Genomic DNA, 25,491 nt, shown 5'->3' on the forward strand with positions numbered 1-25,491 from the left:
CTTGTGATCAAGAGACAGGCAATTAAGCTGGCTTTTTTGTGTCTGTCTCTTTGTATATAAGAGCTATTAGTGCACTTAGCCTTTTCGTTACTGGCTAATACTCTAGGAAAAATTCCACTCCTAGCTCGTGAGTACGCTCGCTACGAATTTTACCTTCACCATCTCGATGTTGATATGACCCACCAATCGCAAACTTATTGGTCACTAGATAACGTAAACCTAAGTGATAGACCTCTTCATCAAACAGGTCACTTCGATTCACTTGCACACTCCCGTTAGCTATCCAACGTTTCGCAAAGCCATAGTTAAGCTCAGCTTTTACCCCTTGGATGAACTCAGTGTCTGAAGATTCAGTTCGGTTGGTGTCATTATCTTCAACCTTACCTTTTGTGATACCAAGCAGGTAGTAAGCCACTATATCTAAATCTTTCTTAATGCTGTAACGGTAACCAACACCTGGCATCAGCGTATCAATTCGAGTTGTGGTGTCATCAGGGTGAATAAAGCGTGCGCTGTAGTCTCCCAGCAACAACCAATCATCCGTCATCGCGTAACTGACGCCTAATCCATAAGACGAGGCATTGTTATTACTGCCTGCATCTTCATTTAAACTGCCCGAATGCGCCGTGGCATAAATATGGTCGTAATCTAAAATATCCACCGCGTTAGTGTCCGCCCACAAACTTGGAGAAAACATAAAAACCGCAGATACAAAACTAAGCTTCCACTTCGACATTCCTATCATCCTTAAACTGTCACTCCATTAATTGAAAGGTTAGTCTATCCATAAGACTTTAAAAAGGTTTTAGCTCACAGATTGATTTGTGACGGCAAAATATTATCAAATGTTGTACCATGAAATCATACAAACCAATGGATGATCATTATGGATGCTGAGTTATTAGAGATTCAAAACTTTCTGGCACAATACCCCCCTTTCACAGAACTCCCTGAGGAGATGTTGGCGAAAGTGACCAGTAGCGTGGAAATTTCTTATTACCGCCAAGATACCCCTATCATTCACTTTGGTGATCAAATACATGACTTATACATCGTTCGAAGTGGCGAAGTCGAAGTCTATCGTCGTAAAGGCGAACTCTATAACCGCCTTGATGAAGGCCACTTGTTCGGTCAAATGGGCCTACTGACCAACAACAAGGTGCGTTTTCCAGTTAAAGCGACTGAAGACACCCTACTCTACTGTATTCCTGAGCCTATCTTCCAAGAGCTCTACGACAACTACGACTCCTTTGCCGATTTCGTAGAAGTAGAAGATAACGCGCGACTGCGCCAAGCCAACTCAGACAGCAACGACGCTAACGACCTAACAACATCCAAGGTTAAAACGCTGCTGACCAGCGAAGCGCCAATGATCGAAAAAACGCGCACGATTCAGCAAGCTGCAACCATGATGGCGCAAGATAATGTTTCCTCTTTGCTGATCATCGATCCAGAAATCGTTGAAGATGATGAAGATGACTCAACACCCGTGATTGGCATCATCACCGACCGAGATTTATGTACGCGTGTCCTCGCCGAAGGTCTCGATCCTTCGGATGAAGTATCCAGCGTAATGACACCCGAGGTTATCTCACTCGACCATAATGCTTATGTATACGAAGCTATGATGACCATGCTTCGCTATAACGTGCATCATTTACCAGTACTTAAAGATAAGAAGCCGATTGGTATTATCGAAGCGACCGATATTGTTCGTTATGAGTCTCAAAACTCGCTGTTATTGGTAAGTAGTATCTTCCAGCAACAAAGTATCGAAGATCTGAAGGTGCTTTCCGAGCAAGTGAAAGACAGCTTTGTACGCTTAGTTAACGAAGATGCCAATGCCCACATGGTGGGTACTGCAATGTCGGTAATTGGTCGTAGCTTTAAGCAGCGAATTATCGAACTGGGCGAAGAGAAATTGGGCAAGGCGCCTATTCCTTACTGTTTCCTCGCACTCGGCTCTATGGGGCGTGATGAGCAGTTGCTGGTTACAGACCAAGATAACGCAATTATTCTTGATGATACCTACGACGAGAAAAAGCACGGTAAATACTTTGAGGAGCTATCGACCTTCATTTGTGATGGCTTAGATCAGTGTGGCTATGTGTACTGTACTGGCGACATCATGGCGACTAACCCAACGTGGCGTATGACTCGCCGCCAATGGGAAGAGTGCTTTGCCGATTGGATTGATGATCCAAACCCGAAAGCCCTGTTGAATGCTTCAATCTTCTTCGACTTAGATGGCGTTTATGGTCGCCTGAAATGGGCTGAGCAATTGAATAGCTTTATTGTTCGACGCGCACGTAAGAACAACCGCTTCTTGGCGTGTCTTGCACGTAATGCTCTTAACCGCACGCCGCCACTCGGCTTCTTCAAAGATTTCGTGATGGAGAAAGATGGCCGCCACAACAACTCAATCAATCTTAAGCGTCGTGGTACTGCGCCACTGGCCGATTTGATTCGTGTTCACTCACTGGCGGTAGCCTCTCGTTCTAAAAACTCGTTCGAACGTTTAGATGACATTATCGACGCTGGTATTCTGCCGAAAGGCCGAGCTCAAGATTTGAAAGATGCGATGGAGTTTATCTCTCTGGTTCGTATTCGCCACCAAGCACACGATGTCGACAACAACATCGAGCCCGATAACAACATCGAGCCAGAGAACCTGTCTGACTTCGAACGACGTAACCTAAAGGATGCATTCCAAATATTAAGTAATGCACAAAACTTCCTTAAGTTCCGTTATCAAGCCAGCAACAAGTTTAAGTAGGGCCTATGAACAAACTATTCAGATCACCTGCGGTCGATTGGCCATTTAAGTTTGCTCAGAAGCTAGAACGAGCGAGAGACGAGCGCTTAAAGTACTTTTACAGCCAGCCTCTTCCTGCGCCTGATACGCCACTTTCAGAAGTGATGTTCTTGGCTGTCGACTTTGAAACGACGGGGTTAAACCCAAACAAAGACGGCATCATTACCATTGGTTTAGTGCCATTTACGCTTAATCGCATCTACTTGCGACAAGCCAAACACTGGACGCTGAGACCAAAACAGAAGTTAGAAGAAGAGTCTGTCGTGATTCATGGCATCACTCACAATGACATCATTGATGCGCCAGACCTTAGCGAAGTGTTGGGCGAGATCTTAGAATCAATGGCGGGGCATATCCCTGTGGTTCACTATCGTCGTATCGAACGTGACTTTTTGGACAATGCATTGAAAGTGCGACTCGGTGAAGGCATTGAGTTCCCAGTCCTCGACACGCTGGAGATTGAATCTCAGATCCAAAATAAACTGGCTGGCGGCTTGTGGAATAAGCTGAAAGGTAAGAAGCCAGCTTCAGTGAGACTGGGTCAGAGTCGTCGTCGATACCATCTGCCCGACTACACGCCGCATCATGCATTAACTGACGCTATTGCGACCGCTGAGCTACTCCAAGCGCAAATTGCTCATCACTTTGACTCTGAGATGCCTCTGAAGAGTTTCTGGCTCTAGCTGAGTTACGTAAGCTAAATACAAACACAAAGCCCATCAACTTCCATTGGTGGGCTTTTTCATTTTTATCGTCTGTGTTTAAGCAACGGTTGGCCCGACTAAGCGCATTTCCCATAAGCGTTTAAACATATTATAACGTCACACCGCAGCAGTTCCGCTCTAATGGACGTCGAAAATCGTGATCGCTATTTGTCAGCGTGATTGGCATTATTACTTCCCAACCACAGACAACGTTTGGTAATAAAGACGCTTTTGCTGATACATATTCTCATCAGCGACTGAGAACAATTGCTCAACGTCTGTTGAATCACTAGAGGCTGCACCAATCGAGAATCTGACAGGAATAGAGATACCCGCTTTAGTCTCGATTGCCTGTTGCTCCTGAGCAATGTACAACTGCTCAGTCATCTTTGCGACATTGAGCGAACTCGACTCACCAGACGTTAAGGTAAGCACCGCAAATTCATCTCCACCCAAACGGTATAGGTTACTGGCAGGTGTCAATTCGTGGCTGATTACGTCTACGCAGCGCTGTATCAGCTCATCCCCGATCTCATGCCCATGAACATCATTGGTCGTTTTCAAGCCATTGATATCAATAATGATCAAAGAAATCTGATTTTGATTGTCGTTAATGCTGCGTTTACTGAATTCGAGATCTTCATTAAAAGCTTTACGATTCAAACAGCCAGTCGGCATGTTAATCCGTGTAATATTTTCGAGCTCTAGCCAACCAGCTAACTGTTTTTGGTACATGTCAAAAATCAGAAGATCTTCTTCACTGAGGACATCAAATGAACTTGAACAAAAATACCCGATCGCCGTCCCCTGTGAGTCACAGAGTATCAGGTCAGCCTCGCCAGTCCGGTTAAAATGAAACTGAATCGAATGTTGAACAAGTAATGTCTTTAACTCTTGATCGACCATTTGAGGAATCAACCGATATTCAGCCGCGTGTCTTGATGATGCAAACTGAACGATCTTCAAAAGACGATGCTTCTGGGATTCTTCACGCGCGAGCGAATACGTTAACTTGCTGGTTTTCTCTTCAACTAAGTCCTCTAGCAGAACATTAAACCTTTCGAGTTTATCGTTACTTTCTGTAAGCTCACGGACTTGGTATTGTATGCGACCCCACAAGGTTTCCAATAAACGACTCAGCGTGACGAACTCTGTAAAACGATGTTCATCCACACTATGAGTCGGTGACTGGTTATGCGAATACGACGTAACAGATTCAGCCAACAGGTTTAACTGCCCTGAGAACCAGCGGCTTAGGAACAGAGCAAACACAATCGCGATGGCAAGCGTCGCCACCAATATTCTGACAAAGACCACCTGAGCTTGTTGCATCTCTAATAAACGCTCACTGTCGGAAATATGATGTTTGACGTTCAGTACCAATTTGTCGGTAAAGAATGTGCTGTCGATAGAGATAATGTTCGCACTTTGTTCAGAAGATTGAGCATCCGTTGAATCAATATAGTTAAACTCAACCGACTCATTTTGATAAAGGAAAGGCGTCACTTTAGTCTTAAGTCTGTCATACCCCATAAGAACCACAAGATAACCCTGCGGCGTGTATGTAGAACCTTCTATCAAACGATAAGGTAAAATCGGCGCGACAAAAGCGATACCTGCAGCGGCATTATCCGCCACTTCAGTTTCGGTAAACTCGGTGTGGAACAATTTCCCTTGCCCATAAACCGATTGAGGACGCTTCAAGCTTTCTAATAACTGGCTCTGCTCAAAATGGTACAAGCTGCCTTTGCTGTCATAAATGGGCTTCCAGTTTTGGTCCAGAATATAAGTCGCGGACACACTCTCCGCTAGCGCATTGAAGCTATCCATCTTGTCCCAAACAACACTCGAGAAAAAGATATTACCACCCGCTTTAATCAATGATCGGTCATGCGAATACCATTGAGTTAGGCTCGCCGTCAGCTTAATTTGCTCTTGTATGGTTTGACGAATACCGGTCGTAGAGTTGTCCAGCTTGGTTTCTTTTTGCTCTAAAGAACTTTGGTTTTGTTTATTGAGAATCAACTGTCCCGCTAGGTAAACAGGAAGCATTGAGCAAGCCAGCAACACCAAGCCCATGGTGTATTTTAATGATAGTTTCAATCTCTTACCCTCATATTCGCCGAGTAATATTGAACAAAATCATTGTAAAACTTATGCAGTTCACTCTTTGGCATCCCTGACTTGTAACGCTGATACGCCCGAGCCGATGCCTCCCAAACGATCGCCATCTTGTAGTCACTCGACATCATTTGCGATGCTTGAAACTCATCGTACATATTTGAAAGTGTCTGGTTACCTTCCTCAACACGGCGTTGATTAACCTCATAAAACGGCGAAACCATGGCACTCGAGTGAGCTAAATAGGTGAAACTGTTTGATTGCAGGTATTGAACGACTTCTTTCAAAGCCAATTTCTTATCTGGGTTTTGCATGCCTTTTTCCGTGACAGCAAAAACCTTTGCGCCACTAAATGAAGACATACTTTCACCACGATAGGTCGGCAACGAATTGATGTACAAATCTCGACCAAAGGCGGCATCGAGTTCGCTGAACGCCCAATCACCGTCAATCAAAAACTCGACTTCCCCATTGATGAACCTCTGCCTCGCGCAAATATCGCTGCACGATGATTCGATGACTTTTTTCTGCTGCAACATATCGATGAAATCAAAGATAGCAACTAACCCTTCACCGTTAACATTCTTAGACGATAATAAGTCTTCAGAAAAAAGCTGGTAGAAAGCTAGATAGAAGTACATGTTTGGGTTGGGGAAAAGCACGCTCACTTGATCGGACTGAGCAGAGCGTTCAATTAGGCTCTCCCATGTCACGACTTGCGCTTGAGGCTTGCTCGAATACAGAACGACTTGGTTTCCAATACCAACCGGTAACGCCTTAAGCTCACCGTTGATGACCACTGCATCAAGCGCTTTTTTCTCATAGCGTTGGGTATCGACCCAAGCATCAGGAAGCGTCGCTAAATCGATATATTCAGTTAGACCTAAGAAGTCAGAAGGAACCCAGATGGCGTCGGGAAAGGTATTGTCTCTAGGATCAGCAACAAGCAGTTCAGAACGAATACTGTTGACGTCAAACGAACGAATTTCTACACGATGATCAGTCATCGCTTCGATATGTTCTTTTACATAATCGGCCGTTTCATAATTAATACCAGCCCATATTTCAAGTGTGGACGAACAAGCAACGGCCGGTAATAGCATCGCAAATAGACTCAATAACCTCACACTTGGTTCCTTGTGGTAAAAATTAGACGTTGGATTTTAATCGCCCATCAATAAACCGGGCGATGCGGCTTATCGCTCACTGCTCATGATTAGAGACCTAGCTTTGGGCGACACGTTATATAGTAAAAAGTGCCTAAATAACAGTTGATACTCTCGCTTTAAGAGAAAGGTCTGCTCATTCTGATACATCCGTCATATCTCTGGATGACTGTTCTTACAATAAATCAACATACCATACCCTTTATTATTAACGACAAAAAAAATGCCGCAAAAGCGGCATCTATCTCGTTCGGTGCATTCGACACAATAAAAATCAAATAAGCAATTTATCAGTCAAAGCCCTATCATCGATTAAGCGTATTTCTCTTCGAAATCTTTCATGAAGCTAACCAGCGCTTGAACGCCTTCCAGAGACATTGCGTTGTAAAGTGAAGCTCTCATTCCACCTACTGCTCTATGGCCTTTCAGTGATTTCAGACCTGCAGCATCAGCCAATTCTAGGAACTTGCCATCTAACTCAGGTTTCGCCAGTTGGAACGGCACGTTCATTCTAGAACGGTTTGCAGTGTGAACATCGTTTTTGTAGAAAGCTGAACTATCGATTGCATCGTAAAGCAGCGCTGCTTTCTCTTTGTTCACCAACTCCATCGCTTCAACGCCACCTTGAGCTTTCAGCCACTTGAACACAAGGCCTGATAGGTACCAAGCGTACGTTGGTGGTGTGTTGAACATTGAGTCTTTTTCAGCAAGTACTTTGTAGTTCAGAATACTCGGCAACACGTCGTTTGCGAGTTCGAGTAGATCATCACGTACGATTGCAATGCAGATACCCGCAGGGCCGATATTCTTTTGCGCGCCCGCGTAGATAACACCGTACTGAGACACATCAATCTTACGAGACAGAATGTTAGATGACATATCCGCTACGATTGGCTTATCCGTTTGAGGAAGCTCGCTGATTTCAATACCATCGATGGTTTCATTCGGACAGAAATGTACATACGCAGCTTCAGGGTCAATTTTCCAATCTTTAGCTGGAACAACCGCTGCTTTACCATCAATTGACGTCTTCGCGTTGAATACATCGATTTCGCAATATTTGCTCGCTTCAGTCACTGCACTTTCTGCCCAGTAACCCGCATCAATGTAAGTCGCTTTCGTCGCATCACCTAAAAGGTTTAGAGGAACAGCAGCGAATTGAGCACGAGCGCCCCCCTGACAGAAAAGAACTTTGTAGTTGTCTGGTATGTTCAGAAGATCACGTAGGTCCTGTTCGGACTCGTCAGCAACTTGAATAAATTCCTTGCTGCGATGGCTGATTTCCATCACGGAAGTCCCTAAACCATTCCAATCAATAAAGTCCGCTTGCGCTTGTTTCATTACCGGTTTAGGCAGTGCAGCTGGGCCAGCACTGAAGTTGAATACGTTATCTAATGTAAGTTCCATGGGGATGATTGCTCCTGCTAAATAATAACTATGCAAGTAATACCATGTTTTACCCAACATAAAAACAACAAAAGAGGTCTTAAGACCTCTTTTGTTTTGTACCGTATAAAATGTTTAAGCTTAACCTGCTAAATCACCCTATCAGTATTCACGCCTGCTCTGTTTATTGAACAAAAACCGGCATAAGTAGAGCGATTAATGGAATTTCTTGTCCATTTTCGAACACTAGGTTTCCATTTTCTAAGTCAGCGCTGATTTCATAACCACTGTCTGTTTCCTTGATCATTTCCATCACAAGCAATTCATCGATACCTTCACGGATGAATGGATACTCTTCAACAAGTTCATTTGAGAAGCTAGAGTGAACGTTGCCCGTTAATGCAGGCATGATCATCGAAGGGTTGCTGCTGATGTTTTCGGTCCCTTCCGGCACGCTCACCAACCACTTAGATTCGAACTGTCCCTTACCTAACTCTAACGACATGTTGTTCATTGAAAGGTCGAAACCTTTAGCAAACAGGATATCGATAAATGGAATGATCTCTGCAACGTCTTCTTGCGTCATCACAGGATTAGATTGGTAAATCTCAAAGATTTTCTCAAACGACTCGCTATCCAACTTCGACATTTCAAAATCGACGTTTAGGTTGTTCAACTGGCCTTCACTGGTCTCGATGTTTGCGATATCCAGCTTGAGGTTGCTGCGCAGACGCTTAGTTGCTTCATCTAGATGTGATTCAAAATCGTACTTAGAATTTTCAATGGTCATGAAAGGCTGCATTGCAGAATCTGAAACCAAGAAGCTATCGATAGTAAAATTCTGAGTACCTAACCAGTAGCCTTTCGCTTGTTGGCCTGAACCCACACCTTTCAGATTAGACAGCGTTACCTCTTCACCGGTTTCAAAATCAATTTGAACTGAAGGGATTGAAAGCTCGTAATCAACTTGGCCTAAAACAGTCGCATGGCCAGAAAGATTCGATTTAGTGATCGAGACCGAAGTCCCATTCTCATCAGAACCTTGGTGATTGAACTGGCTTAACTCAAAGTTAAAGTCAGTGTTGCCGTTTAGCTCAGTACTAGTGGTCAGAGTTAAAGGCAGAATATCGGTATTCTCAAACGTCGACAGTGCATTTAGACTCACCAAACCATGGCTAACCGCACTATTTATGACAAACTCACTCGGCAACCCATCAATCGCAAGTTGCTCTTTCAGGTTTTCATCCGTCACAGTTAAACGAGTGGTTACGTTGGAAGACAAGTAACCTCTATCGTATTCCACGATCTCAGCTTGAATGCTTGAATTGTTAAGCTTTGCAACGCCATCGGTAATCGCATTTTGTCCAATTTGCCCAACCGCTAGCGGCCAACAAAGTGCCAGTGAGATTGCTCCGCCAATAGCACCAATTTTTCTTAACTGTTCCATGAGTTCTCTTTCTACACGTGTCTATTTTTTTTAGTCTAACCCATCAGTAGCAAACAAGAAACATTGAGTTAAATCAGTCTATTGCTCGATACTTCGATTGCCTCAATAAATTAACGGCTAGCTCTCATCCTTATTCGGCGGTTCTTGCTAGGCTAAAGACGTCGCTACTATTAAGGTTGAGCTGTGAATCAATACGCTGTTATCTGTTTGGACAATAATCCGGTTAGCATTGAAAGAATACGTTCGGAGCTGGCTCCGTTGGCTTCTGTATTCGATATTTATACTGCCGAGAACATAGAAGACGCACATCACGCATTAGAAGATATTCATGATCACAACCAAACCGTTGCCTTGGTGATCACTCATCATCATTCTGAATTTAATGGCGTGCAATTCCTGATTGAACTTCAACAGCTGCCCCATAGTAATACCGCAAGAACGATATTAGTCAGCGCTTCGTCAGACATTCAATCCATTTTAACCGCTGTGAATGAAGGTAGGCTCAACCACTGTTTAACCAAACCGGTTCAAGATCAGGTTCTGTTCAAATCAGCGCAAAAAGAGCTGACCTCTTTTGTTATCCAATACGACTCAGAAAACCTGCTCTCTTACAGCGATGCATTGGATCAACAACGCTTACTCAGAGCGCACATTGAGCAAAAGATTCACTCTTTCCAATCGGGTTTCATTCACGACTACCACCAGCTTTCTGATAATGCCCTTGCAGAACGTGTCGTCAGTGCCTTACAAGATGTGTTTTCAAAAGATGACAAAACTAAGGCCATTCGTGACTATTCCCCCGAGCATCTACTCACTGTGGAAGGCGAAGACAATCGCTTTTTATGGCTGATCATTGAGGGTGAAGCAGCTCTTTATAAGAAAGATGAACTTGGGCAACAGCGGGAAGTGGTACGTCACTCCAAAGGGAACATTGTTGGCGGGATGTCATTTGTAACAGGCGAGCCTTCGTTTTCTACGGCGATCACCCTAACGCAGACTCGCGTTATCAAACTGGATAAAGATAGCTTTGCTCAGGTGATGCATTCAAACAATACCCTGCTGCCTTTATTTACCAATCTATTACTCCGTCATTTTAATCGACGTTTGCAACGCAGCATCACCAATAAGATCAAACTGCAGCAGACACTAGAATCATTAGAGTCTGCACATCAACAACTGATCGAGAAAGAGAAAATGGCGATGCTCGGGCAGCTAGTCGCGGGAGTCGCACATGAGCTGAATAACCCGATTGCTGCCATATTAAGAAGCATCGAAACTCTGTCAGACCATCTCGACCAAATATTGGCAAACCTATCCGTTCCAGAGTCCAATAAAGGGACTGACGTACTGGCACATTCAAAGTTAGCTAAGCCACTATCAACAGCCCAAGAAAGACAGCTCGTAAAGCATCTTACGTCGACGATTAATGACCGTGCTTTAGCAAAAAAAGCCGTGAGACTAAACCTAAGCCAAGACTCTACGGTTCTAAACACATTAAAGGCGTCCCCTGTCGCAGGCAAAGAGCTGCTCAATGACTTAGAGCATTACCATTATGTTGGAAACTCTATCCGCTCAATTCAAGTGTGCAGCAAGCGTATTGCCGATATGGTCAAAAGCTTAAAAAGCTATGCTAGAGAAGATGAAGAAGTTCGCCACTACACAGATATCCACGAAGGGCTTGAAGATACCTTAGTGATCTTCGAAAACAGGCTTAAACACCACCAACTCGAAAAGCATTACGATACCGACTTACCGCCTTTATTGTGCCAGTCGCTCTCGCTGCAACAAGTGTGGACCAACCTTATCTCCAATGCGCTCGATGCCCTATCTGAACGAGGAAAAGTGACCATCACCACTTCTCAACAGACAAAAGGCGACGACGCGTTTCTTGTGGTGCAAATCTCCGATACTGGCCACGGCATTGCCAAAGAAGACATCAACACCATTTTCAACCCAAATTTCACGACTAAAAAAGAAGGCAACTTTGGTTTAGGGATTGGGTTATCCATTTCTCAACAAATCGTTTCGGCTCATCAAGGGTTTATTTTGGTGGAGTCAGAGGTAGGCAGCCATACAAACATGCAAGTGTGGCTTCCATTCAAACAAGAAGGAGCACCTCATGAATAAGTACCTAATTTTATGTGTCGATGATGAACCTGAAGTTCTCAATAGTGTCCTTCAGGACTTGGCGATATTTGAAGAGAACTTTCTGGTTGAAGGTGCAGAGTCGGTCGGTGAAGCCAAGCAAGTAATCAAAGAAATGGGACAAGATGGTATTAAGCTCGCGTTAATCTTGTGCGACCACATCATGCCAGAAAAGACCGGCATCGATTTTCTGATCGAACTCAATCAACACGACGCTACTAAACCAACACGTAAGCTGCTGCTCACAGGGCAAGCAGGGCTGGAAGATACCGTCACGGCCATTAACAACGCTGCACTTGATTTCTATATTTCAAAACCTTGGCAAGGCGATCAACTGAGAGACACGATTACTCAACAATTGACTGACTATGTCATTGCCAACGACAAGCAATTGCTAAACTGGACTTCCATCTTAGATACCGAGCGCATACTGACTTCAATGGCGGATAAACGCACCAGTTTTGGTGAATAGCACTGATTGGTTAATGGATACTGAGAATAGCGTCATCCGATATAAAAACCTTCCGAATGTATACAAATTTTGGATAATTCGCTCGTCTATTTTTCTCATTCGCCCTAAACATGAGATCTCCGTTACATACTGATCCTTAATTTGCTTGTTTTTTAACTAAATGAGTAAGGTTTTACATTTTAAAGGATTACTTTTCCGTGAGTTAGATTAAACTGTCTCAATGTTTATGGTTTGCCGATTTGTCTCAAACCAAAGGAATTAACACTAATATAGGTTTACGGTCGTTATGCGCAAAATTCTACTTACTACCGCTATGCTATTGGCTTCTGGTCAAGCACTAGCTGTTGATGAACAACCACAGGTAATGAGCAACTTTAACTATGATTACTTTGAAGCACGTATCGGTGCTAGCCCAGTAACATTTGGTGGTGCGTTCAGTAAGTCCATTCACCCGAACGCTCACGCTATAGCACGTATCGATTCAGAATTTGAAAGCGATTACGACTCAGCTGTAGGTCTTGGTTTCCACGCTCCATTAAACAACTGGGCAGACCTAACAGGTGAAATGCTAGCTCGTATCGTTCAACCTGAGAACTCAAGCTCTACTGATATCGGTATGGAAATCAACATTGGTGTTCGCCAATGGCTTGGTCCACAACTAGAAGTTGGTGGTAAAGGTGGTTACGTTTCTATCGATGACAACGATGATTGGACAGGTTCTGTTTACGCGCGTTTCCACTCTACAGAGCTTTTCTCTTTAGGTGCTGAAGCTCGTATTAACGACTTCTACGGTGACCAACTTATGTTCACTGCTCGCTTCAAGTACTAATACTTAAAGCTCAAGCCCTAGCATATAAGCTCTCTATGAGCACTTAGCCTTTTGATACTTAGTCTTTTGATGCTTAGTCTTTTAAGAAATCCGGCTAAGACAGAAACAAAAAAACCGAGGACATTCCTCGGTTTTTATTTATTAACAGTAATCTTAAGCATATAAGGTAAACTTCTTTAGTGGCAGCTCTTTAGTAATTGCTGCTTGCGTGGCTCTTGTAATAGTTTCCAGTGAATACCATCAATTGCACCCGCAAATTTCCAAAGTAGTTTTAGGTCAACATCGTTTCCGTACGCTTCGCGAACCTTATTAAACACTTCAGGTGCGCCCAACTGCATAAACATTGAAACATCATCCACACCCGCCTTTTTAACCATGCGCTCTAACGTAAGCTGCATGTTTGGTAGATCTCTTAATCTACGGCTAGCTGATGACTTCTTGAAGCTACGCTGCTGAATTGAATTATCGATTGAAGTACGAATAATACTATCCAATTCAGGATGTTCACAGGTAAACAGATCCGTAATGTCGTAATAGTTTACGGTTGCTGTTGTCTGCTTCTTTACATGACGATACTTTTCACAATCAAGATCGGTCAGTTTTTTATCTAATGATTTTCCACCTCTAATGAATAAACAACCTTCACTCAATAAAGCGAACATAGCGTCATTTTGAAAGAGGCCAATACCTCCGAACATAGAACGTTTTTGATGCTCACCAAATTGATTCACGTAATTAATAAATGCTGTCTCGGTCATATCCGTTGATCCTTAATCAAATTACCCCGATTAGGTTGATCACCAGACAAGCAGCTTGTTATGCGAAAATTTTAAATCTATTTTGTTATTCTATAGGTGAATATTATGGTTTCGTTTTTCACCTTTAAATAAATCATACTTCGAAAAGAAAAATAAGTCTGGACTTAGTTCACATCAATCAATTGAGTATTCCGTTTTTTCATGATTGACTTCACAGTAAACTATCAAACCATGCTTGAATTTGGACACCTAGTGATACACCGGTTCAAATTATTAAAGGTTATGTAGACGGGTGAGTATTGCCTCGCAGCATCGTGGCTTGTAAAATGGCAGGACAGACCTGTTTTTACTTTTTATATGAATCATTTATCGTTTTTCTGGCTACCTCAAAATAAGACTCTTCTCTTAAAGGGTCTAGAATCAGAGTTTGCCCAACTTGTTGGACATTCTATCTCAGCGGGAAAAATAACACTTCCTCCTATCCCTAACGTTGTACTGAAGATTCAATCGCTTTGTACCCTTGAATCAACTGGGATTGCTGACGTTGCCGAGTGCTTACTCGAAGACCCAGGCCTCGCTGCTATTGTCATTCGTGTGGCTAACTCTGTCGTCTTTAACCGACGTAATATTACTTGTGTTGATATTATGACGGCGGTGTCGCGCCTTGGCATATTAAGAGTACGTGACATCGTGACGGCTCAGGCTATTGAGCAACTCAAACACTCAGTCAACCTCAGTAAAGAATGTAATAAGGTATTGGTTCAGAGCGCTTCTGTATCAAAAGAGCTGGGCGCTACTATGGTGCTTGTTACCAACAGCTTCAAAGAGCTCTCCCCTACTGAATACCGTTACCTTGAGCATGAAAAATCGCTGCTTGTTGGATTACTGGCTGATATTGGTTTGTTCTGTTTGGTTAGCGAATACCACCTCTACCTCGAAAATGGCAATTACCTAGATCACGACATCGCTCTACAAATCTTCCAAGGCCAATGTTCTGCTACCAGTAAATTGGTGCTTAACCGTTGGGGCTTCGACAGCGACTTTATTGATGTGTGCAGCAATACCATCAATAACCACGAACAGCGTGAAGTCTCTTACTTAGATATCGCTCGAATCGCTAACCACCTGCTGATGTTCAGAAACAAGGATGAGAACATCGATGATCACGAAGTTGAACTTAACGTGACAGGTGCAGAGGTGCTTTATAAATTAAGCAACTTGAGCAAGCATGATTTTAATGCAAAGCTAAGCGACGTGATCAATACTAGCGGCTTCTAAGTCACTGTTAAATTACAAGTAAGTGTAATATGAAGTAAATGCAATGGGGAAAGCATGTTTACAGGGATGATCTTTATATTTGCGCCACTCGTCGTGGGGTATCTTTTTGCAATTTCGAACGCTCAGACATTAGAATTTATCAACCGCTCAACATCGCGGTTGATCTACGTGATTCTGGCGTTAATGGGACTAAGCTTAGCCGCCCTCGATAACCTAGGCAGTAACCTGCAGACAATCCTTCTATATACCGTCACTTTCTTTGTCTGCTTAAGCGTATGTAACCTAATGACACTGCCCGCTATTGATAAGTTATTGCCACTCAAAACCGACAGTAGCAAGAAGAAGCTTCCCCTCTCTTCTATGGCGATGGAATCTGCAAAACTCATCTTAGTGGTAGGTTCAGGGCTAATCGCTGGCTTAGTGCTGCCTATTGGCCTTGATTGGGTTGATACCGCAAGCGAATGGATTCTGTTTGTTCTTCTATTCTTTATCGGCATTCAGCTGCGTAATAGCGGACTCACACTTCGTCAGATCTTACTCAACAAGCACGGTATGGTTATCGCAATCACCATTATCATCACCTCAATGTTAGGTGGTGTAATCGCGGCTTACATCCTAGATATCCCTCTGTTCAAAGCCTTGGCAATGTCTTCTGGATTTGGTTGGTACTCTCTGGCTGGTATCTTAATGGGTGACGCCTTTGGTCCTGTCTATGGTGGCGCTTCTTTCATGCTTGAGCTGTTAAGAGAGTTAGTTGCCTTGGTACTGATTCCAGTGCTAATTCGCAGCTACCCATGCACTTCCATTGGTTATGCTGGTGCGACTGCGATGGACTTCACCTTACCGGTCATTCAAACAACAGGCGGCGTTAGATGTGTGCCTATCGCTATCGTCAGTGGCTTTATCCTCAGTTTGCTTGTTCCGATATTGATGTTGTTCTTTGTATCTCTTGCTAACTAGATCGCAGGAATAGCGTTTGTTTTAGATTAGAATGCAACTCGAATACCAATGCCCAGACACCGATACAGTTACCGAAATAAAAAGACACTAAGTGTCATTGCTCAACAAATAACGATCACGGTAACCTGTAACGACAAAGTTATAAAAAGAATAAACTTACAAAAGGAACCACTATGAAACGCCTTTGCGTCGCATTACTGCTAGCTTCAACTTCTACTTTCTCTTTTGCAGCAGATTCAATGTCTGAGACAAACCAGTGCCAAGCAAAAAAATATGATGCGTACATCGACGCTTCTTTGAATTGGTATGCCGACCTTGCTGCATTAACCTCTGAGCAATATCCAGAGCTAACAGAAGTGAGTGAGTGGTTCCTAGAAGGTCGTAAGCACCACTTTGAGCTTAACCGTGCTGCGGTTCACTACTACTTAGTAAACGACTCAAGCAAAGTGGCAACAGAGCAACCTGTAGAAGGTTGGTTGCAACTTGAGCAACACGACATTAAAACGCTATCAACACGTGATGATGAGCTTGGTAAAATCGCGAAAACAACATTCGATGACCGCCAATCAACGCCTCACGCTCAAAACTACGAACTACGTTCTGCCTTTGCAGAGCTGCTTAGTCACCCTAAGCAAATCGACTCAGCGCTGCAGCGTTACAACCAGTCGATCAGTAAACTTGAAGCGATTAAGTGTAAATAACCCCGCATTTAATATGCTTTTTTGAGAAGTTGGATTTCATAATTAAGACGGGACATTGTTCCCGTTTTCGTTTAGATTGTCCCGCTCGCGTCAATATTAGAAAAATAACTCGCTTGCTATGGTTACGGAACAAAAAACAGCAGATGTTAGCTTCGACAGTCTTCTACGTATCTTCACGGTACCTGAAGGCCCAGATTCAACACTCACTCAAATTGAAGACAAACTTTCACGAAACCTGAATCAATTCTTACGTGAACATATTGTGGCTGAAGAAAAGCCGCTACGTGAAATTGAGAAAGATTTTTCAAATGCTCATATCCCAGAGCAGCCTGAGTTTGTTTCTGAACATACTGAGCATCTCCTCGATTCTCTTGTGTCTCATTCGGTTCACACGTCTTCGCCAAGTTTTATTGGCCATATGACCTCTGCGTTGCCGTACTTCCTGATGCCGCTTTCAAAAATCATGATTGCGTTGAATCAGAATCTAGTAAAAATCGAGACCTCAAAAGCTTTCACTCCCCTAGAACGTCAAGTTCTGGGCATGTTACATCGCCTGATTTATCAAGATAGTGACCAGTTTTATTCTCGTTGGATGCACAGCGCAAACCACTCTTTAGGTGCGTTTTGTTCTGGCGGTACCATCGCGAACATTACAGCGCTCTGGGTTGCACGTAACAACGCACTAAAAGCGCAAGGTTCGTTCAAAGGTGTAGAAAAAGAAGGCCTGTTTAAAGCCATGAAGCACTACGACTACGAAGGCCTTGCCATCTTAGTCTCTGAACGTGGCCACTACTCTCTGAAAAAAGCCGCGGATGTCCTTGGTATTGGTCAAGAAGGTCTAGTGTCTGTTAAAACAGATAACGACAACCGTATTTGTACTGATGATTTAAGACTCAAGATCGAGCAGCTCAAGCAGAACAAGATCAAACCTTTCGCCGTCATTGGTGTGGCTGGTACAACCGAAACCGGTAATATCGACCCGCTAAGAGACATTGCTGAGGTGTGTGCCGAATCCGATTGTCATTTCCACGTTGATGCAGCTTGGGGCGGTGCGACTCTGATGTCTAACAATCATCGTCACCTACTTGATGGTATTGAACTGGCGGATTCAGTCACGATTGATGCGCATAAACAGCTTTATATCCCTATGGGTGCGGGTATGGTTCTGTTTAAGAAGCCAGATGCGATGACTGCGATTGAACATCATGCTCAATACATTCTTCGTAAAGGCTCAAAAGATTTAGGCAGCCATACGTTAGAAGGTTCTCGTTCAGGTATGGCAATGCTGGTTTACGCCGCAATGCACATCATTAGCCGCCCAGGTTATGAACTGCTGATCGACCAAAGCATCAACAAAGCGCGCTACTTTGCCGACCTAATTAAAGATCATAGCGACTTCGAGCTGGTTTCAGAACCTGAGCTTTGCCTACTGACTTATCGCTATGTCCCTGAGTCAGTCAAAGCGGCACTGCTTAAAGCTGAGCCTGAACATCGTGTCGAACTGAATGAGTTGCTCAATGAGCTGACTAAGTTTATTCAGAAGAAGCAGCGTGAAACAGGTAAGTCTTTCGTGTCACGTACACGCTTAAACCCTGAAGCATGGGTACATCAGCCAATCATCGTTTTCCGCGTGGTATTAGCAAACCCACTAACAGGCAATGATATTCTTTCGTCAGTGCTTGAAGAACAGCGTGAGATCTCTAAACTAGCACCAAACTTGATGGGCAAAATCAACAAACTGGTTACGCAAATCAACGCATAGTCATTCAATTTTAGTTGCATCAAATTGAAAATTTCTTTCTTTTTGATGTAACTAAGCTGTCAGTTCATACCCATTTTGCATTCTTTTTGCTCAAACTCTCTTCCAATTCTGTAGTTTTCTAAAATTTTGTTGAGGTTTGTCATATTCTTAAGCATTCATGCCCTGTTTTTGTATTAGTAAATAGTATGTTGGGTTTATACTGACTCTATGGTGCTAGTTAGCTTGATATCTATTTGACGCAGCAGTATTTACGAAACCGAATATACATCGGCTTTGTGTTTACTGATATTTGCTTCAGCCATACCCCCTGGTAAAAGATATTAACTAGCAAGTTGTTCTCTATACCCTTGTGAACACTATGAATACATTAGAAAAAATACAAAAAAACCTGGAAAATTTCAGCAAGTCTGAGCGCAAGGTAGCCGAAGTAATTATGGCTTCCCCTCAAACTGCAATTCATTCTAGCATTGCTACCTTAGCTAAAATGGCTGACGTGAGTGAGCCTACAGTTAACCGCTTCTGTCGTCGATTAGACACAAAGGGCTTCCCTGACTTCAAACTTCACCTAGCTCAAAGCTTGGCAAACGGTACACCTTACGTGAACCGTAATGTTGAAGAAGATGATGGTCCAGATGCTTATACGCATAAGATTTTCGAATCAACTATGGCTTGTCTAGACGTTGCTAAAAACAGTCTAGACGCGATGCAAGTAAACCGTGCTGTTGACTTGCTGACTCAAGCAAAACGCATTTCGTTCTTCGGACTGGGTGCCTCTTCTGCTGTCGCCAAAGATGCTCAAAACAAGTTTATTCGTTTTAATATCCCAATCACATGTTTCGAAGACATCGTGATGCAACGAATGAGCTGCATTAACTGCAGTGATAACGACGTTATTGTTCTTATCTCTCATACTGGCCGCACTAAAAGCCAAGTTGAGATTGCAAACTTAGCGCGTGAAAACGGTGCGACAGTTATTGCTATCACAGCAAAAGATTCTCCACTGGATAAAGCGAGCTCGTTGTCTATTTCTCTGGATGTTCCAGAAGACACTGACGTTTACATGCCAATGGCAAGTCGCGTTGTTCAGATGACGGTTATCGATGTGCTAGCGACAGGCTTTACGCTACGTCGTGGTTCTGGTTTCAGAGAGAACCTAAAGCGCGTCAAAGAGTCACTTCGTGATTCACGTTACGAGAAGTACTCTCAGTTCTAATCTGCTTAGTCATGAACTGAAAACAGATGACCAGAGAACAAGTTGAATTAAAAAAACGGAGCCTAGAGCTCCGTTTTTATTTGTCTGTATAAAATGACTTATACAACGAACAAGTTTAAGACCGTTAGATAGTCCAACTATTGCCCTTCTCAACCACGCTGTTTTCGGACGCATAAGAATTGATAATGGTAAAGCTCGACTCGACAGCTGGCTCTTGCCCAATTTGATTCATTGAAGCTCCCTCATGATGCCCTTCTCTACAACTGCACTTCTCGCATACTTGCTTCAAAATATGCACGAGCCTCTCTTGGTTAAGCGGCAAAGGGTTTCCTTTAATCGCCACTGATTTGAGCGCGTCGGCAGACACCTCATCAAACTGGGCTTCACAGACACCAAATTCCAACAAGTTGGGTAACTTAAGCGTATCAAGCACTTCCGATAACCAAGAAATTGCCTCCTCTTCTATTGCTTCTACGTTACCTGTTACTATCTGAGCGATTCGCTGATAACGCGCTAGGATGTCGCTTCTTTGCTGCTCTTTTGCAACGGCTATGTTCTCCAACATCACAAACGGCGCTAAACGCGCGGTAATCACACTATGAGGCGCAGAAATCTTACCTCCTAGTGCGGAGGCTAAACCATGGGCTGCGCCAAGCTTGGCATTAGTTATCGCCATACCACCGAGCATAGAAGCGAAAGCAAGATCAGAACGCGCTTGAGGCTCATCATAAACACACGCTTTAACCACAGAACTACTCAACTTACGCAGCCCTTCTTCACAAATCATATCGGTTAACGGATTCGGTTCACCACACACGTAGGCTTCCATTAGATGAGTAAAGGCATCCATCGCACCTCGCCCAGATAGATATAGATTGGTTCCATGAGTTAGGGTTGGGTCGACAATCGCAACGTCGGCCAGCATGTCTGGGCTTCTCAGGCTGATTTTTACTTGGTCTTGGCCTGATTTCAGCACCGCGTTTTTAGTGACCTCGGCGCCGGTACTCGCTGTGGTTGGAATTGCGATAAACGGAAGTGGTTTGGTTTTAAGAGGAACATTACGCCCGACCACTTCAACATAGTCATATAAATTGCCTTGATTAGGTAAAACCGCAGCCAACGCTTTGCCCATATCGATGGCGCTACCGCCCCCCATGGCGACAACCATATCTGGCTTAAATCGACGAGCAGAAATAGCCGCCTCTTCAACCATTTTGATATTAGGTTCACCGGAAACGGCAATGTGCTGATAACGCATACTCTGCGCATCAAGATAGTCAGTAACAATTGAAGTGCGCTCTAATGTATTGCCTGTAACCAATAGCACGCTGTAGCCATATTGATTAAAGAGAGACAATGAAGCGGAAAGTGCTCCATCACCAAAGATGATCTTTGTAGATGTCATAAATTGAAACATGGTGCCTCCTGCGCCTATGACCGAACAAAACTGCGAACTCTTGGTTATTGGAATTTAGCCTTTATATAGTGCATCAGTATTAAGATGCCTCGTTCTGTATGCGCTTTTTTTGACGAGGTGCAACTTGTCGCATTAAAGATGGATTAATGTCGTATTCTTAGGGGTAATTCACACTCTTAAATTAAGGGTAATCAATCTGAATACCCATCAGAAATCAGCATGGATCCTTTTTGTGACCATTATTTGCTCTGATAGACAAAACCTATTGTATTAAGAGGTAATTCCATCTTTATTTCCCCATGGCATTGAGGCATAGTTGGTTTTATGAAATTTTGAGTGGCATTCACTAAAGAATAGTTAACATAATCGAGTTAACGAGCCTCATCCCGTATTTAGGAGAAATTAAATGTTTGTAGTTATTTTTGGTCGCCCTGCTTGCCCATTCTGTGTTCGTGCAAAAGAGCATGCTGAAACTCTTAAAGCTAAACGCGATGACTTCAACTACCGTTACGTTGACATCCACGCTGAAGGTATCAGCAAAGCTGATCTAGAGAAGACTGTTGGTAAACCTGTCGATACAGTTCCACAAATCTTCATCGACCAAGACCACATCGGCGGCTGCACAGAATTTGAAGCATACGCAAAAGAAAACCTAGGTCTTTTCGACTAAGCTAGGATTTCTCAAACGAGAATCAGGGCTAAAGCCTTAAACAGCTCACCCATTTAGGCGTTAGACTGTACGATTTATAGAAAGCCCGCTCACTGTAGCGGGCTTTTTTATGACCAGTTTTCATACGGAATAAGAATAAGGTCAAAATCAAGTAAATTAACAAAATATTGCTTATAATTTATTTATATTTAGATACAATTCACCTCTCAAACTTACCCTGTGTTCCACGCCAATTATTGAGCGACCACCGTGAATATCGACGTTGTTTTTCTGTTAGAACAAAACCCCATTCTCCTCATCTTTGTTGTTTTATCGATTGGATTAGCCATTGGTAAAATTCGTTTCGGTAGCCTCCAACTTGGTAATTCAATCGGTGTTTTGATTACTTCCCTTATCATGGGACATCTTGGCTTTTCTTTTAACGCAGATGCGCTCACCATTGGTTTCATGCTGTTCATCTACTGTGTTGGCATTGAAGCTGGACCAAACTTCTTCGGTATCTTCTTCAGAGACGGTAAGCACTACCTCATTCTGAGCCTTGTGGTACTTTCTACCGCAATTGCCCTAACCTATTTCAGTAGTCATTACCTTGGCCTAGGCTTTGGTTTATCTGCAGGCATGATGGCAGGTGCCTTAACAGCAACGCCGATATTGGTAGGTGCTCAAGATGCTCTGAATTCTGGGCTTGCAGAATTACCAAGAAACATGGACTTGAGCCTGATTATCGAAAACCTTTCAGTCGGTTACGCGATGGCTTACTTGGTTGGCTTAATCAGTATGATTATGTTTGCTCGCTTGATTCCAAAACTTCAAAAAGTGAACCTACACGACTCGGCAGAGCAAATCGCCCAAGAACGTGGGTTAGGCGCTTCAGGTCAGCGTAAGGTTTACTTGCCCATTATTCGTGCTTATCGAGTGGGACCAGAGCTCATCTCTTGGACTGACGGTAAGAATCTGCGTGAACTGGGCATCTATCGCCAAACAGGCTGTTACATCGAGCGTATTCGACGTAATGGTATTCTTGCCCATCCAGATGGTGATGCAATTCTGCAAGAAGGCGATGAGATCGCATTGGTTGGTTTCCCAGATAGCCACGCTCGTCTAGACCCAAGCTTCCGTAACGGTAAAGAAGTTTTCGACCGTAACCTTCTCGATCTGCGTATCGTGGAAGAAGAGATCGTCGTTAAGAGTGACAGTATCGCAGGTAAGCGCCTATCAGACTTAAACCTGTCTGAATACGGCTGTTTCCTTAACCGCGTAGTACGTGCTCAGATTGAAATGCCGATGGACTTAAACATCGTGCTTTCTAAAGGTGACGTCCTACAGGTGAGTGGTGAAAAGAGTCGAGTGCACGGCCTAGCTGAAAAAATTGGTTTCATCTCAATCCACAGCCAAATGGCGGATTTGATGGCCTTCTGTAGCTTCTTCATTTTGGGTATTTTGTTTGGTTTGATCACCATGACATTCGGTCAGGTATCGTTTGGGCTAGGTAACGCGGTTGGCCTGCTTCTATCGGGCATCATGCTTGGTTTCCTACGAGCGAACCACCCTACTTTCGGTTATGTGCCTCAAGGTGCTCTGAACATGGTCAAAGACCTCGGTTTGATGTTCTTTATGGTCGGTATCGGCTTGAGCGCCGGTGGTAAGATATTTGAGCACTTAACCCAAGTTGGCCCACAGGTAATAGGTATTGCCCTAGTAGTGAGTGTGCTGCCAGTATTCTTCGCTTACTTGGTTGGCGCTTACGTATTGAAGATGAACCGAGCTTTGTTGTTCGGTGCAATCATTGGCGCGCGAACTTGCGCTCCAGCGATGGACATCGTAAATGACCACGCTCGCTCAACGATTCCGGCTCTGGGTTATGCGGGTACTTATGCGATAGCCAATATATTGATGACCTTAGCAGGTACTTTCATCATCATAATTAGCTAGCATCTGCTGCATTAAAAGCAGCCAAGCTTAGATATTTCAAATGCACTAATTCACTTTGGGTTAGTGCATTTTTTATAACCTGTTTTAAGCGGTTCAAGCCTTCTTCCCCACTCCTGCTCTTAACTCTCTTCATCCCTTATTTCTACTCTTGTCCCCCTTCGAATCGCGGTAGCCGTATCCGCTCTTAAATCTCTTCGCATCCCGCCACTCGAATCCCATATCTGCTCTTAATCTCTTGAACCAAATAGCAGACAAAAAAATAGGCGCTCAATGAGCGCCTATTTCGTTTAGATTCGATAACTTGAATTAGATGTCAGCTACATCAAATTCAACAGCTGGGTTAACGTCAGCTTCGTAATCAACACCTTCAACACCGAAACCAAATAGCTTCAAGAACTCTTCTTTGTACTCTACGTAGTCAGTCAGTTCTTTTAGGTTCTCAGTTGTGATTTGAGGCCATAGGTTACGACAGTGATCTTGAATGTCTTCGCGAAGCTCAAGGTCATCTAGACGTAGACGGTTCACTTCATCCACTTCTGGCGCGCTGCCGTCTTCTTTGTATAGACGTTGGCTGAACATACGGAAGATCTGTTCCATACAACCTTCGTGAATACCTTCTTCACGCATCTTCTTGAACACCATAGCGATGTAAAGAGGCATTACAGGGATTGCTGAACTTGCTTGAGTCACTACAGACTTAAGAACAGCAACGTTTGCAGTACCGCCAGTTTGGCCTAGCTTCTCGTTCAGCGCTGTCGCTGCACGGTCTAGATCCATCTTAGCTTTACCTAGTGCGCCATCCCAGTAGATTGGCCACGTTAGTTCAGTACCGATGTAGCTGTAAGCAACCGTCTTACAACCGTCCGCTAGAACACCAGCTTCAGAAAGAGCATTGATCCAAAGTTCCCAATCTTCACCGCCCATTACAGTAACAGTGTCTTTGATCTCTTCTTCAGTTGCAGGCTCTACGCTTGCTTCGATGATTGTGTCTTTGTTCGTATCAACCGCAGTTGACGTGTACGTTTCACCGATAGGCTTTAGAGATGAACGAATTACTTCGCCAGTCTCTGGCATTTTACGCACTGGAGACGCCAGTGAGTATACAACCATATCGATTTGGCCTAGATCTTCTTTGATCAGGTCAATTGTTTTCTGTTTCGCTTCGTTAGAGAAAGCATCGCCGTTCAGGCTTTTTGAATACAGGCCTTCTTCTTTAGCTAGCTTGTCGAACGCTGCTGAGTTGTAGAAACCAGCTGTGCCCGGCTTTTTCTCAGTACCGGCTTTCTCAAAGAAAACACCGATAGTTGAAGCGCCGCCACCAAATGCAGCCGCAATACGTGAAGACAAGCCGTAGCCACTTGAAGAGCCAACAACTAGTACACGTTTAGGTGCGTTTGCGATTGGGCCTTGAGCTTTTGTGTAAGCAATTTGTTCTTTTACATTAGCTTCACAACCGACTGGATGTGTTGTAGTACAGATGAATCCGCGAATTCGAGGTTTGATGATCATATTCAACTTCCTTAAAAAATCAGGTTAAGGATAAAAGTTTCGTACGCAAATGGCATCTAATTTCTGTAAAAATGTGGCGAAAATGCAAGTGGTTGGAGCACTCAGTGAATATTTGCTGACTAAGTCACCATTTGTTAACGCCTCTATTGCAACTTCTACGACAAAAACAAAAAAGGCACCTAATAAGGCTGTCTCTTGATCACAAG

21 protein-coding genes are annotated in these 25,491 nt (G+C 43.6%); 12 read left to right on the top strand and 9 right to left on the bottom strand.

The genetic code is table 11. The features are described from left to right. Positions 1 to 94 precede the first annotated feature (94 nt). Positions 95 to 736: an outer membrane beta-barrel protein gene (locus AB4375_RS19500; RefSeq protein WP_017068768.1), complete on the bottom strand. Its 642-nt coding sequence runs from the start codon at positions 734 to 736 to the stop codon at positions 95 to 97. 150 nt (positions 737 to 886) lie between these two features. Here AB4375_RS19500 and AB4375_RS19505 point away from each other — a divergent pair, with 150 nt between their 5' ends. Continuing rightward, positions 887 to 2,776, top strand: coding sequence for a DUF294 nucleotidyltransferase-like domain-containing protein (locus tag AB4375_RS19505; protein ID WP_372052350.1), 1,890 nt, complete (start codon positions 887 to 889; stop codon positions 2,774 to 2,776). A 5-nt stretch (positions 2,777 to 2,781) separates the two neighbouring features. Continuing rightward, positions 2,782 to 3,498: a 3'-5' exonuclease gene (locus AB4375_RS19510; RefSeq protein WP_372052352.1), complete on the top strand. Its 717-nt coding sequence runs from the start codon at positions 2,782 to 2,784 to the stop codon at positions 3,496 to 3,498. Positions 3,499 to 3,708: 210 nt separating this feature from the next. Here the strand turns inward: AB4375_RS19510 and AB4375_RS19515 are convergent, their stop codons facing one another. From AB4375_RS19515 to AB4375_RS19530, 4 genes are all read right to left on the bottom strand, one after another. Then, positions 3,709 to 5,598, bottom strand: a complete 1,890-nt coding sequence (locus AB4375_RS19515) for a GGDEF domain-containing protein (RefSeq protein ID WP_372052358.1) — start codon at positions 5,596 to 5,598, stop codon at positions 3,709 to 3,711. Positions 5,599 to 5,618: 20 nt separating this feature from the next. Then, positions 5,619 to 6,767, bottom strand: a complete 1,149-nt coding sequence (locus tag AB4375_RS19520) for an extracellular solute-binding protein (protein WP_372052353.1) — start codon at positions 6,765 to 6,767, stop codon at positions 5,619 to 5,621. A 351-nt stretch (positions 6,768 to 7,118) separates the two neighbouring features. Beyond that, positions 7,119 to 8,213, bottom strand: coding sequence for a 3-phosphoserine/phosphohydroxythreonine transaminase (serC, locus tag AB4375_RS19525; protein ID WP_017065411.1), 1,095 nt, complete (start codon positions 8,211 to 8,213; stop codon positions 7,119 to 7,121). Positions 8,214 to 8,376: 163 nt separating this feature from the next. Further along, the gene (locus tag AB4375_RS19530; protein ID WP_017060405.1) at positions 8,377 to 9,639 is read right to left on the bottom strand and encodes a DUF945 family protein; all 1,263 of its coding nucleotides are present in this window, start codon (positions 9,637 to 9,639) and stop codon (positions 8,377 to 8,379) included. 183 nt (positions 9,640 to 9,822) lie between these two features. Here AB4375_RS19530 and AB4375_RS19535 point away from each other — a divergent pair, with 183 nt between their 5' ends. The 3 genes from AB4375_RS19535 to AB4375_RS19545 all read left to right on the top strand — a co-directional run bounded on the left by AB4375_RS19535 (position 9,823) and on the right by AB4375_RS19545 (position 13,085). Further along, on the top strand, positions 9,823 to 11,766 hold the full coding sequence (locus AB4375_RS19535; RefSeq protein ID WP_017060404.1) for an ATP-binding protein: 1,944 nt from the start codon (positions 9,823 to 9,825) through the stop codon (positions 11,764 to 11,766). Next, a complete protein-coding gene (locus AB4375_RS19540) occupies positions 11,759 to 12,256 on the top strand; it encodes a response regulator (RefSeq protein ID WP_017068761.1) in 498 nt (165 codons plus the stop codon). Before AB4375_RS19535 ends, AB4375_RS19540 begins: the two co-directional genes overlap by 8 nt. A gap of 286 nt (positions 12,257 to 12,542) precedes the next feature. Continuing rightward, a complete protein-coding gene (locus AB4375_RS19545) occupies positions 12,543 to 13,085 on the top strand; it encodes a hypothetical protein (RefSeq protein ID WP_017065409.1) in 543 nt (180 codons plus the stop codon). Between the two features lie 176 nt (positions 13,086 to 13,261). Here the strand turns inward: AB4375_RS19545 and AB4375_RS19550 are convergent, their stop codons facing one another. Continuing rightward, on the bottom strand, positions 13,262 to 13,843 hold the full coding sequence (locus tag AB4375_RS19550) for a TfoX/Sxy family DNA transformation protein (RefSeq protein ID WP_017060401.1): 582 nt from the start codon (positions 13,841 to 13,843) through the stop codon (positions 13,262 to 13,264). Positions 13,844 to 14,200: 357 nt separating this feature from the next. Here AB4375_RS19550 and AB4375_RS19555 point away from each other — a divergent pair, with 357 nt between their 5' ends. The 5 genes from AB4375_RS19555 (at position 14,201) to AB4375_RS19575 (ending at position 19,757) form a co-directional block, all read left to right on the top strand. Continuing rightward, positions 14,201 to 15,121, top strand: a complete 921-nt coding sequence (locus AB4375_RS19555; protein ID WP_017066065.1) for an HDOD domain-containing protein — start codon at positions 14,201 to 14,203, stop codon at positions 15,119 to 15,121. A 54-nt stretch (positions 15,122 to 15,175) separates the two neighbouring features. Continuing rightward, positions 15,176 to 16,081, top strand: coding sequence for a lysine exporter LysO family protein (locus AB4375_RS19560; RefSeq protein WP_029235593.1), 906 nt, complete (start codon positions 15,176 to 15,178; stop codon positions 16,079 to 16,081). 173 nt (positions 16,082 to 16,254) lie between these two features. Continuing rightward, positions 16,255 to 16,782 (top strand): hypothetical protein, encoded by a 528-nt coding sequence (locus AB4375_RS19565; RefSeq protein ID WP_017066066.1) that lies wholly within the window; start codon positions 16,255 to 16,257, stop codon positions 16,780 to 16,782. Positions 16,783 to 16,900: 118 nt separating this feature from the next. After that, positions 16,901 to 18,544: a pyridoxal-dependent aspartate 1-decarboxylase PanP gene (gene panP, locus AB4375_RS19570; protein ID WP_017068759.1), complete on the top strand. Its 1,644-nt coding sequence runs from the start codon at positions 16,901 to 16,903 to the stop codon at positions 18,542 to 18,544. Positions 18,545 to 18,902: 358 nt separating this feature from the next. Next, complete coding sequence (locus AB4375_RS19575) at positions 18,903 to 19,757, top strand: MurR/RpiR family transcriptional regulator (protein WP_004734686.1); 855 nt, start codon at positions 18,903 to 18,905, stop codon at positions 19,755 to 19,757. 124 nt (positions 19,758 to 19,881) lie between these two features. Here AB4375_RS19575 and AB4375_RS19580 read toward each other — a convergent pair whose 3' ends face one another. Next, positions 19,882 to 21,174 (bottom strand): iron-containing alcohol dehydrogenase, encoded by a 1,293-nt coding sequence (locus tag AB4375_RS19580; protein ID WP_372052355.1) that lies wholly within the window; start codon positions 21,172 to 21,174, stop codon positions 19,882 to 19,884. Positions 21,175 to 21,580: 406 nt separating this feature from the next. Between AB4375_RS19580 and AB4375_RS19585 the strand changes: the two genes are divergently transcribed. Together AB4375_RS19585 and AB4375_RS19590 are read left to right on the top strand one after the other, a co-directional pair. Then, positions 21,581 to 21,844, top strand: coding sequence for a GrxA family glutaredoxin (locus tag AB4375_RS19585; protein ID WP_009847069.1), 264 nt, complete (start codon positions 21,581 to 21,583; stop codon positions 21,842 to 21,844). A gap of 249 nt (positions 21,845 to 22,093) precedes the next feature. After that, complete coding sequence (locus AB4375_RS19590; protein ID WP_017060395.1) at positions 22,094 to 23,776, top strand: aspartate:alanine antiporter; 1,683 nt, start codon at positions 22,094 to 22,096, stop codon at positions 23,774 to 23,776. Positions 23,777 to 24,082: 306 nt separating this feature from the next. Here the strand turns inward: AB4375_RS19590 and fabV are convergent, their stop codons facing one another. Next, positions 24,083 to 25,285, bottom strand: a complete 1,203-nt coding sequence (fabV, locus tag AB4375_RS19595) for an enoyl-ACP reductase FabV (protein ID WP_017060392.1) — start codon at positions 25,283 to 25,285, stop codon at positions 24,083 to 24,085. Positions 25,286 to 25,309: 24 nt separating this feature from the next. Then, positions 25,310 to 25,491 (bottom strand): hypothetical protein (locus AB4375_RS19600; protein ID WP_372052357.1); only part of this gene is annotated, 182 nt, incomplete at its 5' end.

Source organism: Vibrio sp. 10N.261.51.C6, from assembly GCF_041471785.1.
GTDB lineage: Bacteria > Pseudomonadota > Gammaproteobacteria > Enterobacterales > Vibrionaceae > Vibrio > Vibrio crassostreae_C.

Bases quoted from the DNA above. Each gene is read 5' to 3' on its own strand.
- AB4375_RS19565 (WP_017066066.1), top strand. From the start codon at position 16,255: ATGAAACGCCTTTGCGTCGCATTACTGCTAGCTTCAACTTCTACTTTC.
- AB4375_RS19530 (WP_017060405.1), bottom strand. From the start codon at position 9,639: ATGGAACAGTTAAGAAAAATTGGTGCTATTGGCGGAGCAATCTCACTG.
- AB4375_RS19505 (WP_372052350.1), top strand. From the start codon at position 887: ATGGATGCTGAGTTATTAGAGATTCAAAACTTTCTGGCACAATACCCC.
- AB4375_RS19500 (WP_017068768.1), bottom strand. From the start codon at position 736: ATGTCGAAGTGGAAGCTTAGTTTTGTATCTGCGGTTTTTATGTTTTCT.
- AB4375_RS19585 (WP_009847069.1), top strand. From the start codon at position 21,581: ATGTTTGTAGTTATTTTTGGTCGCCCTGCTTGCCCATTCTGTGTTCGT.
- AB4375_RS19540 (WP_017068761.1), top strand. From the start codon at position 11,759: ATGAATAAGTACCTAATTTTATGTGTCGATGATGAACCTGAAGTTCTC.
- AB4375_RS19560 (WP_029235593.1), top strand. From the start codon at position 15,176: ATGTTTACAGGGATGATCTTTATATTTGCGCCACTCGTCGTGGGGTAT.
- AB4375_RS19545 (WP_017065409.1), top strand. From the start codon at position 12,543: ATGCGCAAAATTCTACTTACTACCGCTATGCTATTGGCTTCTGGTCAA.
- AB4375_RS19510 (WP_372052352.1), top strand. From the start codon at position 2,782: ATGAACAAACTATTCAGATCACCTGCGGTCGATTGGCCATTTAAGTTT.
- fabV (WP_017060392.1), bottom strand. From the start codon at position 25,285: ATGATCATCAAACCTCGAATTCGCGGATTCATCTGTACTACAACACAT.
- AB4375_RS19555 (WP_017066065.1), top strand. From the start codon at position 14,201: ATGAATCATTTATCGTTTTTCTGGCTACCTCAAAATAAGACTCTTCTC.
- AB4375_RS19575 (WP_004734686.1), top strand. From the start codon at position 18,903: ATGAATACATTAGAAAAAATACAAAAAAACCTGGAAAATTTCAGCAAG.
- AB4375_RS19580 (WP_372052355.1), bottom strand. From the start codon at position 21,174: ATGTTTCAATTTATGACATCTACAAAGATCATCTTTGGTGATGGAGCA.
- AB4375_RS19550 (WP_017060401.1), bottom strand. From the start codon at position 13,843: ATGACCGAGACAGCATTTATTAATTACGTGAATCAATTTGGTGAGCAT.
- serC (WP_017065411.1), bottom strand. From the start codon at position 8,213: ATGGAACTTACATTAGATAACGTATTCAACTTCAGTGCTGGCCCAGCT.
- panP (WP_017068759.1), top strand. From the start codon at position 16,901: ATGGTTACGGAACAAAAAACAGCAGATGTTAGCTTCGACAGTCTTCTA.
- AB4375_RS19515 (WP_372052358.1), bottom strand. From the start codon at position 5,598: ATGGGCTTGGTGTTGCTGGCTTGCTCAATGCTTCCTGTTTACCTAGCG.